Source organism: Streptomyces tatrensis (genome assembly GCF_049310065.1).
GTDB lineage: Bacteria > Actinomycetota > Actinomycetes > Streptomycetales > Streptomycetaceae > Streptomyces.
The window spans coordinates 310,875-324,132 of sequence record NZ_JBMDLB010000005.1 but is presented as its reverse complement, the minus strand read 5'-3'; the positions used below and the strand labels follow the sequence as shown (position 1 = coordinate 324,132).

Sequence of the window (13,258 nt, the reverse complement as noted above, 5' to 3'; positions counted from 1 at the left end):
CGTAGGCGGCCGGGAGGATCACCTCATCGATCTCACCCGTGAGCGCCACGCGGACGTGTTCCCCGATGTCGAGGCGCTCATCGCCGCCGGATACTCCGACCAGACGGAATCCGACCTTCTCGCGGTACTCAGCAAGTCCCCCCTCGTTGGAATTCCGGCCAACCGGATCCCGCACCTCCTCAAACGCCAGGGGGAGGAAACGTTCGGCAGCCTCCAGCGGGCACTGGACGCCAAGCTGGCCGAGAAGAAGAAGCGAGCGGCCGACCGGGCCTACCGCCTGGCGTCGTGACCCCGGCCGTCGACTCGGAGGCGAGGGCGGGTCCAGCACTCAGCTGGGCCCGCCCTCCCGCGTTCCCGGCGTTCCCGGAGTCGCGGACGCGCCGGCCGACCAAATTGCGAAAGTCTATGAGTTTGGATAACCTCGCTCGCGAGGTCGCCCCCTGCACCTCACGGCCAGCACACAAGACCGGTCGGCGGAAGAATCGCCGGCCGCGACCACAAGCAGAGCCCGGCCATCCCCGCGCGGGGCCGGCCGGTCCTACCCGCCGGCCCAGCTGGCCCACCGATGGAGGCGACCATGATCCCCGCAGGTTCAGAGCGAAAGCACACCAACTACGACAAGATGGCAGTCCGTTACGGCGTGGACCGTACGGCAGCCGCGAAGTGGTCCCAGGAAGAGGGGTTCCCGGAGGTCCTGTTCACCGCAGGCCAGGGCGGGCTGCAGATCTACGACGAGGATCGCGTCCACGACTGGGTCCGCGAGCACCATTTCGGTGCGTGGCTACAGTCGCAGCAGGGCAAGAAGAACCCCCTCGACCTTCCCAAGGGCGGTCCTCGCGACCTCCTGACGCTGCGCCGGATCGGCGAGCTCGAGGGCCGGGCACTGAACCGGGCCGCCACGCCTATCGAGACCCTGCGCAGCTACCTGTCCCCGTCCAAGGCGATCCTGGCGCCGGCTGACCGCCTCCCGGATGACGGCAAGCAGCCGACCGTCACGGAGCCGATGTGGTTCCGCGAGACCGCCTACGCCTACATCGGCCGACCGCGCCGGACGCGCCGCGCGTCGACCGCCACCACGGGACAGACGACGGAGCGCCCAGCGGGGGAGACGCCGCGCGACGGTGCCGGTGATGCCCTGCTCGACCTGGAGCTGCCCGCGGGCGCGGACACCGACCTGCTGTCCCTGCAGGAGATCGGGGAACTCGACGGCGAGGCGCGCGGTCGCGGCAAGGCCACGACCATCGGCACCCTGAAGAACTACATGTCGCAGAAGCTGCTGGCGAAGGCGGACCGGACGCCCGGCGACGGCCAGGAGCCGGCCGTCGACGAGCCGAAGTGGTACCGCTCGACCGCCTACACGTTCATCCGCCGCCCCGGCCGCTTGGGAGCAGCGGCACGTGCTCCGCGCGCGGTGGCCGAGGAGCAGGGTCCGCTGCGCGAGGACTTGAAGCTGCCGGCGGGGTCGGACACCGACCTGCTGACCCTGCAGGAGATCGGGAAGATCGACGGAAGGGCCCGCGGCCGTGGCAAGGCCACCACCGTGACGTCGATGCGGACCTACATGTACAACAAGCTGCTGGCGAAGGCGGACCGGACGCCCGGCGACGGCCAGGAGCCGGCCGTCGACGAGCCGAAGTGGTACCGCTCGACCGCCTACACGTTCATCCGCCGCCCCGGCCAGCTCGGCGGATCCCGCTGATGACCCACGACCCGGCGTCGGGGCGCCGTACGTCGGCGTTCCTGCCCAGCGCGCAGCACGACAGGATGGTGGAGCGGTGACCCCCAGCAGGCGTCCCACGGCCCGGATCGACCGCGCGGGTATCGGCGAGACCTACGGCGAGGCTCCACGGATCGTTGATGCCTGGGTGAAGTTGCCGAACTTCCCGGCCCCCGGCGCCGACGGGGAGTGGGACGCACAGCAGGTCGACGCCTGGGTGAGGGCCAGCCGGCCTCACGCCTGGCCGGCTCGGACCGTTCAGCCGGAGGCCGCGGTGTCCGGGCCCGTGGCGCAGGGAGAACCCGCGAGTGTCTCCGAGGCGGCAGAGGGCCTCGCCGGACGCGACGAGCTGTTGCGGAAGGCTGGCCTGGCACTGCGGTACGGGGTGTCCGAAGCCGCGGTGGATGCGTGGACCCGTGTTGCGGGTGCCGCCGCGTTCCCGGACGAGGTGGAGCCCGGGAGGTGGCGGGCCGGTACCGTCGATTCGTGGGTCGAGAAGTACCGGGCGCACGTCTGGGCGGAGATCACCGGCGAAGGTCCCAAGGTCGTGATCGCGCCTCCGGAAGGGGAGCCGAAGGACCTCTACGACGTCGGCGGGTACGGGGTCATCCTGGGCAACGCGACCCGGGGCAAGCCTCTGCCCCGGGCGACGGCGCAGACCTACAAGCGGCAGGGGCATTTGGAGCCGCCGGACCGCAAAGTGGGCGACCGGAAGAGGCCTGAGGTCTTCGAGGACATGTGGTTCCTGGAGACGATCACCAGACACGTCTACTCGCGCAGGGGGCAAGGGCGACTGCGTGCCGGCCGGACCCGGCGCACGCGGAAGAAGACCTGACCGCTGGTGATCCGGCAGCAAAACGGGGCGTGGGCCCAGGGTTCTTCCCTGGGCCCACGCCCCGTTTTGCTGTGTTCCGCCAGTCACCGCCTGGCGATGCGCTCACACCCCCGCGCGAGTCGAGGCTGCGGGAAGCGCCGCCCGCTGGGACTTCTCTCCTGCCAACTCGAATACCGCGTCGAGCATTTCGGGGTGGTTGGGCAGTGTCCAGTAGTTGCCCAGCGCCCGGTTGACCTCGCGCAGCGCGTCCACGGGTGGGATGTCGTAGGCCAGACCGCTGTAGATCGCCGCCACAGCGGGGGTCCGGCTGCGTCCGGCCACGCAGTGGAGGAGAACGCGCTTGCCCTCCCGGCGCAGCCTCAGGACCTCTCGGGCGGCCTGGTCGAGGGTGAAGTGGAGGTGGTTGTTCGCGCCCGACTTATCCACCAGCCAGACCCGGACGTGCTCGACCTCGGCGCCTGTCAGGATCGGGTCGGCGCCGACCCGGCACAGTGAGACGACCGCGTCGACCGGGGCGGGGCCGGTGTACTCGGTCAGCGCCAGGTTGCCCAGCACGAGGTTGGGGTCGCGCGGGTGGCGGGCGCTGAAGGCGCGTCCCGAGGAGAGCGGGGTGCGCACACGGGGTGCGGAGGGCCAGCCGTCGCCGTCTTCCTGGCCGGACCGGGCCGTGAGAACGGCGAGGCGGACAAGGTCGATGCTGGTGTTGGCGGGCCAGCCGTGGACCTTGTTCTGCCAGGCCTGGGGAACGGCCGAGCAGCCCCAGCGCGCCCCGAGCAGCGCACCGGCGATCGCGGCGACGGTGTCGGTGTCGTGGCCTGTACGTACAGCGGCTTCCAGCGCGAGCTGGAAGTGCTGGGCTGCGAAGATGCCGTCCTCCGGCCGGTCCTCGGGAACGGGGGTGCGGGTGATGGCGGACCACGCCGCCTGGAGAGCGGCAACCACCCAGCCGTTCTTCCGTTCGAAGTGGCGCGGCGGGTGCGCCTCCGCCTCGTCCAGCCGGGCCGCCCATACCGCGCGGCGCTCTTCGGGCAGGAGCTCCAGTCCGGCCCGGACGCCGTCAAACGTGCCGTCCAGGACCGCTGTGCGGATGCCGGAGCACCACAGGACGCACGCATCGGCGCAGTCGGGGTCTGCGTGCGTCAGCTCGCTGACCAGGATGGCGGCCTCGGCCAAGGCCTTGGCGTCATCCAGGTACGCGAGGGCGACGATGCCTGTCCTCATCAGCGACCCGTTTCCGGCGCTGTTGTTGGGGTTGGCGGCGGCGTGGCGGCGGGACACGTCGAGCATCACCTCGGAGGGCGAGGAGCCCTTGCCTCTCATGGCGGCCCCCAGGATGCTGCGGGTCTGGTTGCCCACGTCGGCCGGTCCGCCGCCGTACCAGCGGAGGAAGTTCAGCGCGATCGCGTCCAGCGCCTCGGCGGTGCGCAGATCCACGCCGGTCGCGGCGACCTCGGCGATGCACACCTGCATCTGGGTGTCATCGCTGTACTCGCCGGGTGCGAACGGGCCGAGGCCACCGCCCTTCATTTCCGGGCGCTTGGTGTCACTCATGCTGGGGCGGAACTCGTACGGGACGCCGAGTGCGTCGCCCGCTCCCGCTCCGAGGAGCACTCCGGCGGCGCGGTCCATGGACCTCTCGTCCAGCCGCGAAGCCGGTTCGGTGGCGGCCGGCAACGGGCCAAGGTCGGTGGTGGCGTGCGGGGCGTTGGAGTGCGGGGTCATGGTTCTCCTTCTGCGAGCCGTTCGGGCCCAGAAAGCGACAACCGCACGCGGGCGGTGTCGAGGTGAGGGAGCGTCGGCGTTCCTCCGCCGTGACGCGTTGACAATTTGTCATAGCGTCAGAGCGGGCGTCAAGCCTTTCGGTGACGTTTCGTAAATCTATGAGTCTGTGTATGGTCGTACACGTCCGGCCGCCTCAAGGCTCCTCGGATGCCCCCGCAGCTCAGAGGACGGAGCTGCGTCTTGCGAAGCCGTGCGCGGAGGTTCGATTCCCCTCGGGGACGCCTCCCCGCCCTACCTTCTGGCCGCCGGCGCCCGGGCGGCCGCCACAGCGAATCCATCCGGAGTCCTTCATGCTCGTCCCTGACCTGGCCCATCTGCTGCGTGCAGCCGACCGTGACCGGCTCGCCGCCGCCGTACAGGCGGCCGTTGACACCGCGGCCTGGTACTCGCCGGCCCCGAAGCCCGACTACGGCGACACCGATATGAGCATTGCCCGCAGCGAGGCGAAGGCCGAACTGGCCCAGGACGTCGCGGACGCCGTGGTGCTCGCCCTGAGCGCGAGCGTCACCAGCTCTTCGGACCCCGGCAGGGCGACACCTCGGTGATCTGCCCGCCCACCCCCGTCAAGGAGAGACGACGTTGACCGCGACCTGGCAATCCGTCCCCATGCCACCGAACATCGCGCGGCTCCCGCGCAACACCGCCGGGCGCCCCGTACCCCACAACACCCCCTGGAACGACCCCGGCTCCGCCGGAGGGCAGCTGGCCGTCGCGAGGAACGCCGAGCTGGGCGAGCACGTGATCTGCCCGTGCCAGCCCGGCCGGGGGACGGCCAAGTTCGGCGACCAGTGCCCGCCGCGCCAACGACAGCTGATGGTGAACCGCCTCTGCGGAATCTGCTCCAGGCCGATCAAGTCGACCAGCCGCCTGGTGTTCATCGGCGGCCCGAACGCCGACTTCTACGTCGAGCCCCCCGTGCACCCCCGGTGCGCGGCGTACGCGCTGCTGGTCTGCCCTGTGCTCGCGGCGGCCGCCGACGTCGAGCTGACGATTTCGCGCTCCTACAGCCTTCGCGAGCGACGGATCACCGGCGTATCGGCCGAGCGCGACCTGATCTACGGCGTGTTCCCGTACAGGGACCCGGGCGCGCGCCGCAGGGGGCCGCTGGAGTTCTACCTGGCGTTCCCCGAGGACTCCGAGCAGGTGCCCGCCAAGGAGTGGCTGGCCCACCACGCCCCCGCGTTGTGATCGTGCGCACCCGGGCGGTACGGCCGCCGGGGCGCCCTCCGAGAGGGCGCCGATGACATGCAAGTGCAAGGCCCGTACGTACGAGGGCCACCTCATGAAGACCAGGGCCAGCTACCCCGGCCACGCCTACCGCGGCGCCATCTGGGCGGCCCGGACTGCGCCGCCCGCACACACTCCGACCCGACAGGAAGAACCGAACGATGCGAACCCCCGCTGACTCGCGCGCTGACGCCCAGCGCTTCATCAACGCCCTGCCCAACTCCTGGCCCCAGGACGAGTCGCGCCGCGCCGACGCCGTGCAGGCCGCCCTCTTGGACAGCGGACTGCTGGACAGCGCCGACCTGGGCAACACCCTGGGTGTCGTCGCAGCAGCCCGAGACGGCCTCGCCAGCCTGGCCCATCTCCTGGATGCAGGCACTTCAGGACACGGCGCGGGCCGACTGCTGCTGCTCCTCCTCACTGAACGCGCGCGGTTCACCGCGGAACCGGAACCCGACGATGTGGAGCTAAGCGTCCGCGAGGGCGCGACCGCGTTGCTCGACCTCGCGCAGTGGCACATGGCGGACCCCTTCCAGCTTCTCGGCCCGGCATTGGAGGTCCACGCCGAGGAAGCGCGCAGCTTCGCCCCCGCGCTCCCCGTCAGCGGGCCGGACGTGGTCGTGGTCACGGAAGGGCTCGCCCCGGACAAGAAGGAGCGGCACCTGGCCGTCGGGCCGTTCGAGAGCGATGCCCTCTCCGTCTGCGGTCGGTGGCTGGATCAGCGGGCCGAGGACGCCGCAGGCGTGCAGGTGCCCGAGTGCGCCGGCTGTTTCGGGCGCGCGCCGCTTGATCCCGCACCGGTCTTCACCGCCGCCGAGCACGACGCCTGGACCACCTTCATCGCCGGCCGCCGCAAGGAGGAAGCGTGAGCAACGAAACCGGATCCGCCATCGCGCGCCGCCTAGCGGCACAACTACCTCCCAAGATCGCCACCCGGCCGCGCGATGCACGCGGCTTCCCGATCAGCTTCGTGACCGCTCTCGGCCCGGACGGGACACCCGACTTCACCGAGCTGGACGGCCCTCGACGGGCCAAGGCGATCACCGAGCACCTGTGCGGCCTGTGTGGGCAGACGCTGCCCCTGATCCGGGCCGTGATCGGAGGTCCGCAGGTGGTCGAGCACCACATCGCGATGGACCCGCCGATGTGTGTGGAGTGCGCGGTCTTCGCGGCCACGCACGCCGCGGCCGGCTGCCCCTTCCTCTTGATGCCGAACGCCCGCTACCGCAAGGACCGCGCCGCCAGGCCGTCGTCACCCCTGGTGGCGAAGGAACGGCCGCAGAGCATGTACCTGGCCCGTACGTTCGCCCATGACGCGATCCGCCTCGCACTGTCCGACGGATCCGAAGAGGTCGTGGCCCTGTGCGCTCGGTGGACTGGGCTCCAGGAGATCCGGGCTGGAGAACTGGTCGACGCCCGGCACCTCCTTCAGAGGTGATTGCGTAACTCTACGAGTGTGGCTGCGGGCGGGATGGCGGGGTCCTTGCGCGTGGCGTCGGCCGCTCCCGGGTTACCACCGGGCCCATCGGGGCGGTTGTGGACACCGGGCGGACTTCCGGGGGCATGGCCTTCCACTCCGTCGGCTCCCACCGAGCCAAGAGCGCTGCCTGCGAGCGTGAGGCGGTGCGGCGCAGCGACGCCGTCCGCTGCGTTCTTGCCCAACATTCCGGTTGGTCGGCTGGAGCGACCCGGCGTCCGCCGCTGGCGTCGTCAATTCCCACCACTTGGCTGTGAGCGTTTCGTGGCGGGAATCCCAAACGATCGACAGCTCCAGCCTCTGGATCGAGAAGGGAGGGCGCCTCCTGTGCGCCGCCGTTCTCTCCGGCCATGGCTACGCCGTGACGCTCACGCCCAACGGAGGCCTGCACGAACCCGCTTGAGCACTCTGGCGGGCCGGGAGGGGCAACCAGCGCCGGGTGAGCCCGAAACGGATTTACCTTGCTTAATTCTACGAATCTCGGTAATGTCTGAACTGTGTTCGGCCGCTCTTCCCGGTTCATCCCCGCTCCGGAGGGCGGATCACCTGACTACACGCCATCGGAAGACAAGAGGTCATCCCATGCCCGGCACTCTCTCGCCTGCCGCCGTCAAGACCCTCAAGGCGGCATCCGCCACCTCGAACGGGCATCTGCCCGACAAGATCAGCAAGAAGATTCTCAAGGAGGTGCTGACCGGAAGGTACGCGTACCGCTTGGACCGCGATCGCTACCGCCTTTCCGTCGAGGACGCACTGGCCAGCACCGAGGGGCCGGTCGTGATCACTCTGGAGGGGCGACGTGCCGTCCTGAGCCCGGCACAGCTGAACGCCTTGACGCTCCATGTCGCCTCCGCTGGCCGGATGGCGCCGAACGTGACCTGGCAGACGGCGAAGTCCCTCACCGTTCTCGGGCTGGTCGAGTACCGCGACGCGGCCGGTGTCCCCAAGCCGACCGACGGCGACACCGGAGTGTCCGGCGCGGTTCACTACCCCTTCCGCACCGACCTCGGACAGCAGGTTGCCGAGCTCCCCGCGCTGCCCGGGGACTGACCGCGACGCGGGCGCCGCCCGTCGAGTACGGGCGATCCGCTGTCCGCAGCAGGAACACCACGACCACCGCCAAGCAGCCTGGAGACACCGGCATGTTCCGGCCCTGCCCCGCCGTCAGTTCGAAGCGGATGACCACGTGAGCCTCGAGGACAGCGCCGCCACGGCGGAGCAGATGCGCGCCGACCTCGCCGACTTCTTCGGCAAGCCCATCAACAGCTACCCGCTGGCCATGGACCTCGTCCAGGCCATGCACCTCAGCCGGACCAGCCGAGACATCGCCGAGGACCGGGCCGCCGTCAAGCTCCACTTGGACCTGCTCACGAAGATGTCCAAGAACCTCGACGAAGCGCAGGTGTGGGTTGCCTCACGGGCCCTGACCGCCGCCGTGATTGAGCATGAGCTGGTCACCAGTTCCGACGGCTACCTCCTGGAGAACACCGACGAAGCTCCGGCCCCGGTCGGCGTCGTGTACTTCCCCGTCCCGATCACTGACGCATCCGACCTTCCCATTCACGGGTTGGCCTGGGAGACCGAGGGGGCCGGAGCCGAGCTCCTGCTGTCGGTCACCGCGCTCACCAGCACACCTGATCTCCACGGTATCCTCCCCGAGCTCCTCGTCCCCAACCACCAGGCCGCCACCCCCTACACGCCCAACGCGATGGTCCTGGCCGTCCCCCAGATCAGCACGAGCATCCAGAGCTACGGCCACGCTCCGCACTGGGGCGCGGCCCCGGGGTCCATCCTCGTCGGCCTGCTTCTCGCGTTCTGGGACCTGAGGCCCGCCTTCGAGCACGACGAACGCACGGTGAGGCAGAAGAGGGGCAAGGGCCGCAAGATCCGCGTGAAGTTTCGCGACGTCCGCGTGATCCGCGAGGCGGCGACGCGCTACACCGGCGAGCACGTCCCCGCCGGGCAAGACCACAAGTGGGGAGAGGAGACGCTGCGGTGGGAGGTCGAAGCCCGGTGGAGCTGGCGCTGCCCCAACCCCCGCGAGCACAAGGCCATCATCGCGGCTGGAGGCGAGTGCCCCGCCGTCAAGGCCCGGGTCAAGGCACACGTCAACGGCCCCAAGGGCCGCGAACTCGATCCCCGTCGCGCAGCTCGCATCAGCACCATCAGCACGAAGAGGAGTGGAGCGTGACGATGCTTCACGTTCCCTAGATTGGCACGCCGCCCGCCGACTCGCCCTGAACACTCCCCGTCGAGCCCCGCACCGTCCGGTGCGGGCCTTCGCCCTACCGCAAGGACATCCCGTGCCTCCTACCGCCTTGCCTTCTGCGCGAGCCTACGAGCGCCTGATCACCGACCTCGCCGGCGAGGTCGGCGTTGGCTCCGCCGTCTCCTGGGCCCACGCCGTCGCCCTGGTCGAGCACGCCACCGAGCACCGCCTCGTCGACTGCTCTACCGGGACCGGCCCGGATCACACCCGTCGCGCCCTGGAAGCCCTGTCCGCCGCCCACCCGGCCCTCGAATCGTTCGCGGACCCGCAGGTGGCACCCCTCTGGGAGAGACCGATCAGCCAGGCCGGCTGGGACCGGATTGCCCAGCTGTGGGGCCTCGTCCCGATCGCCGACGACCGACACCGCCTCGACGGGTACCGGCTCGGCGACGCCTACCAGGCCCTGTCGTCGGACGCCCGGAAGTCCAGGGCGTTGTGCCAGACCCCTCCCTGGGTCGCGGAGCTGCTGCTCGAACTGTCCGTGGAACCAGCGCTCGACGATGTCGGAGCGGACCAGATCCGGATGATCGACCCGTCCTGCGGGACCGGGCACATCCTTCTGGCCGCCTTCCACCGCATCCGAGCGCACCGGCCGCGCGGACGGGCTCCGCGCACCGCGGTCACGATGGAGCGTTCCCTGGAACGTGCCTTGGAGGCCGTCCACGGCGTCGATCTGGATGGGTACGCGGCCGCCCTGGCGCGGTACCGGCTCCTTGCGACCACCGCGGGCCTCCTACGCCGGCCGATCTCAGCGGTCCCGGCGGCATGGCCGGTACAGGTGGCCGCAGCCGACTCACTCCTCAGCACCGACGAGCCACTGCTGCGCCCCGGCAGCTATCACGCGGTCGTCGGCAATCCGCCGTACATCACCGTGCGCGACCCCCGGCTGCGCGAGCAGGTTCGGCGCGCCTACCCGGAGGCGTGCAGCGGCAAGTACAGCCTCGCGCTCCCGTTCACCGCGCTCATGACGAGGCTGGCCAGGCCGGGCGGGACCGTCGCGCAACTGACGGCCAACTCCTTCATGAAGCGCGAGTTCGGCCGCAAGTTCATCGAGGAATACCTCACGAAACTGGATCTGACCTGGGTGATCGACACCTCGGGGGCGTACATCCCCGGACACGGGACGCCGACGCTGATCATGGTGCTCAGGGCCCAGCCGCCGCAGGGGGACACCGTCATCACCATTCGCGGCAACCGCGGCGAGCCGCACGTCCCGGAAGACCCGGCCCAGGGCCTGGTCTGGAGGGCGATCGAGGAAGCCGTTCACCAACGTCTGGCGACGGACCGTCTCCGGCGGGGCATGAAGAAGCATCTGCGGGAGCAGACACCCTCTACCCCAACCGGCAATATTGCTTAAATCTACGACTTCACATAGAGTTCGAAAGGTCGGCGCCCAACCGCGCCGGCCTTTCCCTGGCCGTCTGGCCGCCATCAGCCTCAGCCGCTGGTGAGAAACCCACCGACTTCCGTCCGCCCGCACCTCCGCGGACGCCAGCAGTCCACTCGACAGCTCCGGAGCCCACATTGGACACCTTCACCCTCCCGGCCCACGCGCCGACGCAGGTCGCCCTGAGCGAGCAGGACGCCGCCCTCCTGGACTTCGAGTACCGGTACTGGCCGAAGTCGGCACCCGCAGGGCCCGGCCCGAAGGAAGCGGCCATCCGGAACGAGCTCGGAATCTCACCGACCCGCTACTACCAGCTACTCAACAGCCTCCTGGACTGCGGGGCCGCTCTCGCCCGGCACCCCGTGATGATCAACCGGCTCCGCGCCGTGCGCGAGAACCGCCGGAACGCGCGGCAATGAGCTGATGGCCAGCGAATCCCCGCAGGGGCCTCCACAGCCCGGCGGCGATCCACGGCAGTCGGCGGGGCGCCCCGGCCGGACAACCGGCCGCCTCGCCTGCCAACCCGCCAGACCCAGCAGACACACCGGGCGCCCACACCTGTACATGACGGGCCCAGCCCGTCACCAGCAAACCCGAAAGGACGAAGTAGATGACCACCCTGACCATTTCGCCCGCGATCGTCGGTCGCGGAGCCATACGGATCAAGCTCGATCGCGGTATCCACCCGGCCACCCTCAAGCCGCTGCTGGAGCCGGGCACCGCCGAGCCGGCCTCCCGCTGCGGCTCGTGCGCGTTTCTGGCGGAACGGCTTACCGGCGACGGAACGCCGCGGCTGAAGTGCGCCATCAAGGCGCAGCGCCGTCGAGGGCCGGACATCAAGCCCGACTTCCCCGCCTGCGTCGACTTCCGCACCACAGCCGCCGCATAGCCGTCCGTCCCGCGTGCCCGGCGGTGGGCATATCCCCGCAACTTCACCCACCGGGGCCGGACCCCCTCCGCTGTCCGCACGTTGAGAGGCACCACCATGGCAAGTGTTGACAAGACGCCGACCGCACCGATCGGGGTGTCCCTCTGCCCTCACCCCGCCCGAACACGGTCGCTTCACCGCCCCCAGGCGGTACTCGGCGGCGGTGGGGTCTGATGGCGGCCGAGTTCTCCCCCGCTCGCGGTGAACCGTGCATCGGCTGTGAAGCGCAGGTCGGCGGCGACCACCGCCCCGGCTGCCGGGAGATGGAGTGCCCGCAAACCGGTCTGCCCCAGAGCTACTGCCCCGGTCGGCACGGCCACAGCGGACGCGGAACCTGGACCGGCCTGGTCCCGGGCGAGGCGGCCGCCGTGTCCTTCGGCTGGTTCGCCGCACTCAAGCCCGGCAGGGGATGGATCCCGGTTCCCCCGCAAGCCGATGCCGTCGAGTACGGCCAGGACTACATGCCCGACTTCAACAGGGTTTTCTACCAGGCCCGCTGGGACCAGGCCTCCCAGCAGTGGCTCAGGCCCGAGACTCCTCCGGGCGATGCGCGGCAGAGCTAAGCAAGTTGCTTAAGTCCATGAATATGGATAGAGTCGAGGCATGACGGCAGGCGGTCGCAGCGACTGCGACCGCGAGGCCCACGCTCGCGCCCCCTCAATCCGACAATCGCAGGAGATCTCGATGGCACCCAACGCCGACCGGCGCGCCGCTCAGATCCACGACCGCCTCGCCGGCCGCGCGCAGCGCGCCGTGGACGATCAGAAGAAGAAGCTCAACGAGCACTGGGACCGGTTCAGGAACATGAATCCGCAGATCATCTACCCTCCGACCCTGTTCAAGGGGCTGGAACTGCACCAGCGGCTGATCGAGATGTGGGCGAGCGTGGTCGGTCAGTGCGCCCTCAGGAATGCGTCCCAGGTCTTCCAGGACGAAATCGCTCGGGCCGAGGCCGTCACCGAGGTGGGCGTGACTGCGGGCATGGGGACCCACGTGGCCAACGCCCGCCAGGAGCTGCACGTCGAGGCCTGCCAGCACTTCCTCGAAGAGGCGGAGCGCATCTACAAGGCATTGACCTGAGGGAGCAGGCCTTCGCCCCCTCCGCGCCCACCACAGAACGCGATCAGCACACAGCAAAGGGAGAGATCATGGGAGCCATCAGCAATCACGTAGCGCTGGCGTACGGATACCGCCTGGGCGGACCGGCGGACAACTGGGTGGGCCTGTCCGGCGAGTTGGTGCGGTACGGCGACGCCGGTTCGTCATGGCCGATGCCGCGCGTGTCCTGGTCCACCGAGGCGATGCGCGAAGAGAACCACTCTGACCACTTCGCGGCGGCGGCGGAGGAGCGGCTGGCCGAAGCCGGCCTGGGCGCACTGCGGATCCAGACGTACTCCATCGGCTGGGACGACGAGGGCTACATCCTCGCGGCCGCCGTGAATGAACCCGCAGGCGGGCCGACCGCCTTGGACCCGGCAGCGATGGGCGCCGCCTCGCAGCACGATGCGAGCCTGACGCGGGCGCTCTCCGTCCTGGGGCTGAGCACCCGGGCCACTGCGCCCGAGTGGATCATGGCGAGCTACTACGCGTAGCTGTGCCGCACGACGCCGCGCGGAGAGGGCGTGCAACGCCGTTG

At 70.0% G+C, this 13,258-nt stretch carries 16 protein-coding genes; 15 read left to right on the top strand and 1 reads right to left on the bottom strand.

Annotation, left to right across the window (positions count from 1 at the left end; genetic code table 11):
• The 3 genes from ACODT5_RS03120 to ACODT5_RS03110 all read left to right on the top strand — a co-directional run.
• Positions 1-289, top strand: a 289-nt coding sequence (locus ACODT5_RS03120; protein WP_422517621.1) for a GP88 family protein, incomplete at its 5' end; no start/stop codon positions are given.
• Between the two features lie 288 nt (positions 290-577).
• Complete coding sequence (locus ACODT5_RS03115; protein WP_422517620.1) at positions 578-1,699, top strand: hypothetical protein; 1,122 nt, start codon at positions 578-580, stop codon at positions 1,697-1,699.
• A 76-nt stretch (positions 1,700-1,775) separates the two neighbouring features.
• A complete protein-coding gene (locus ACODT5_RS03110) occupies positions 1,776-2,552 on the top strand; it encodes a hypothetical protein (protein ID WP_422517619.1) in 777 nt (258 codons plus the stop codon).
• Positions 2,553-2,654: 102 nt separating this feature from the next.
• Here ACODT5_RS03110 and ACODT5_RS03105 read toward each other — a convergent pair whose 3' ends face one another.
• Positions 2,655-4,274 (bottom strand): ADP-ribosylglycohydrolase family protein, encoded by a 1,620-nt coding sequence (locus ACODT5_RS03105; RefSeq protein ID WP_422517618.1) that lies wholly within the window; start codon positions 4,272-4,274, stop codon positions 2,655-2,657.
• A 350-nt stretch (positions 4,275-4,624) separates the two neighbouring features.
• Between ACODT5_RS03105 and ACODT5_RS03100 the strand changes: the two genes are divergently transcribed.
• The 12 genes from ACODT5_RS03100 (at position 4,625) to ACODT5_RS03045 (ending at position 13,214) form a co-directional block, all read left to right on the top strand.
• Positions 4,625-4,879, top strand: a complete 255-nt coding sequence (locus ACODT5_RS03100) for a hypothetical protein (RefSeq protein WP_422517617.1) — start codon at positions 4,625-4,627, stop codon at positions 4,877-4,879.
• Positions 4,880-4,913: 34 nt separating this feature from the next.
• Positions 4,914-5,522, top strand: a complete 609-nt coding sequence (locus ACODT5_RS03095; protein ID WP_422517616.1) for a hypothetical protein — start codon at positions 4,914-4,916, stop codon at positions 5,520-5,522.
• Between the two features lie 200 nt (positions 5,523-5,722).
• Positions 5,723-6,430: a hypothetical protein gene (locus ACODT5_RS03090; protein WP_422517615.1), complete on the top strand. Its 708-nt coding sequence runs from the start codon at positions 5,723-5,725 to the stop codon at positions 6,428-6,430.
• Positions 6,427-6,999, top strand: coding sequence for a hypothetical protein (locus tag ACODT5_RS03085; protein WP_422517614.1), 573 nt, complete (start codon positions 6,427-6,429; stop codon positions 6,997-6,999). The genes ACODT5_RS03090 and ACODT5_RS03085 overlap by 4 nt, the downstream gene beginning before the upstream one ends.
• A gap of 621 nt (positions 7,000-7,620) precedes the next feature.
• Complete coding sequence (locus tag ACODT5_RS03080) at positions 7,621-8,088, top strand: hypothetical protein (protein WP_422517613.1); 468 nt, start codon at positions 7,621-7,623, stop codon at positions 8,086-8,088.
• Positions 8,089-8,224: 136 nt separating this feature from the next.
• Positions 8,225-9,229 carry a hypothetical protein gene (locus tag ACODT5_RS03075; RefSeq protein WP_422517612.1) on the top strand — a complete coding sequence of 335 codons (1,005 nt, stop codon included), beginning with the start codon at positions 8,225-8,227 and terminating at the stop codon, positions 9,227-9,229.
• Between the two features lie 127 nt (positions 9,230-9,356).
• Positions 9,357-10,664 (top strand): Eco57I restriction-modification methylase domain-containing protein, encoded by a 1,308-nt coding sequence (locus ACODT5_RS03070; RefSeq protein WP_422517611.1) that lies wholly within the window; start codon positions 9,357-9,359, stop codon positions 10,662-10,664.
• A 167-nt stretch (positions 10,665-10,831) separates the two neighbouring features.
• Positions 10,832-11,113: a DUF3263 domain-containing protein gene (locus ACODT5_RS03065; protein ID WP_422517610.1), complete on the top strand. Its 282-nt coding sequence runs from the start codon at positions 10,832-10,834 to the stop codon at positions 11,111-11,113.
• Between the two features lie 191 nt (positions 11,114-11,304).
• Positions 11,305-11,583, top strand: a complete 279-nt coding sequence (locus tag ACODT5_RS03060) for a hypothetical protein (protein WP_422517609.1) — start codon at positions 11,305-11,307, stop codon at positions 11,581-11,583.
• 212 nt (positions 11,584-11,795) lie between these two features.
• Positions 11,796-12,185 carry a hypothetical protein gene (locus ACODT5_RS03055; protein WP_422517608.1) on the top strand — a complete coding sequence of 130 codons (390 nt, stop codon included), beginning with the start codon at positions 11,796-11,798 and terminating at the stop codon, positions 12,183-12,185.
• 121 nt (positions 12,186-12,306) lie between these two features.
• Positions 12,307-12,702, top strand: a complete 396-nt coding sequence (locus ACODT5_RS03050) for a hypothetical protein (protein WP_422517607.1) — start codon at positions 12,307-12,309, stop codon at positions 12,700-12,702.
• 68 nt (positions 12,703-12,770) lie between these two features.
• Positions 12,771-13,214, top strand: coding sequence for a hypothetical protein (locus ACODT5_RS03045; protein WP_422517606.1), 444 nt, complete (start codon positions 12,771-12,773; stop codon positions 13,212-13,214).
• The last annotated feature ends 44 nt before the right edge of the window (positions 13,215-13,258 follow it).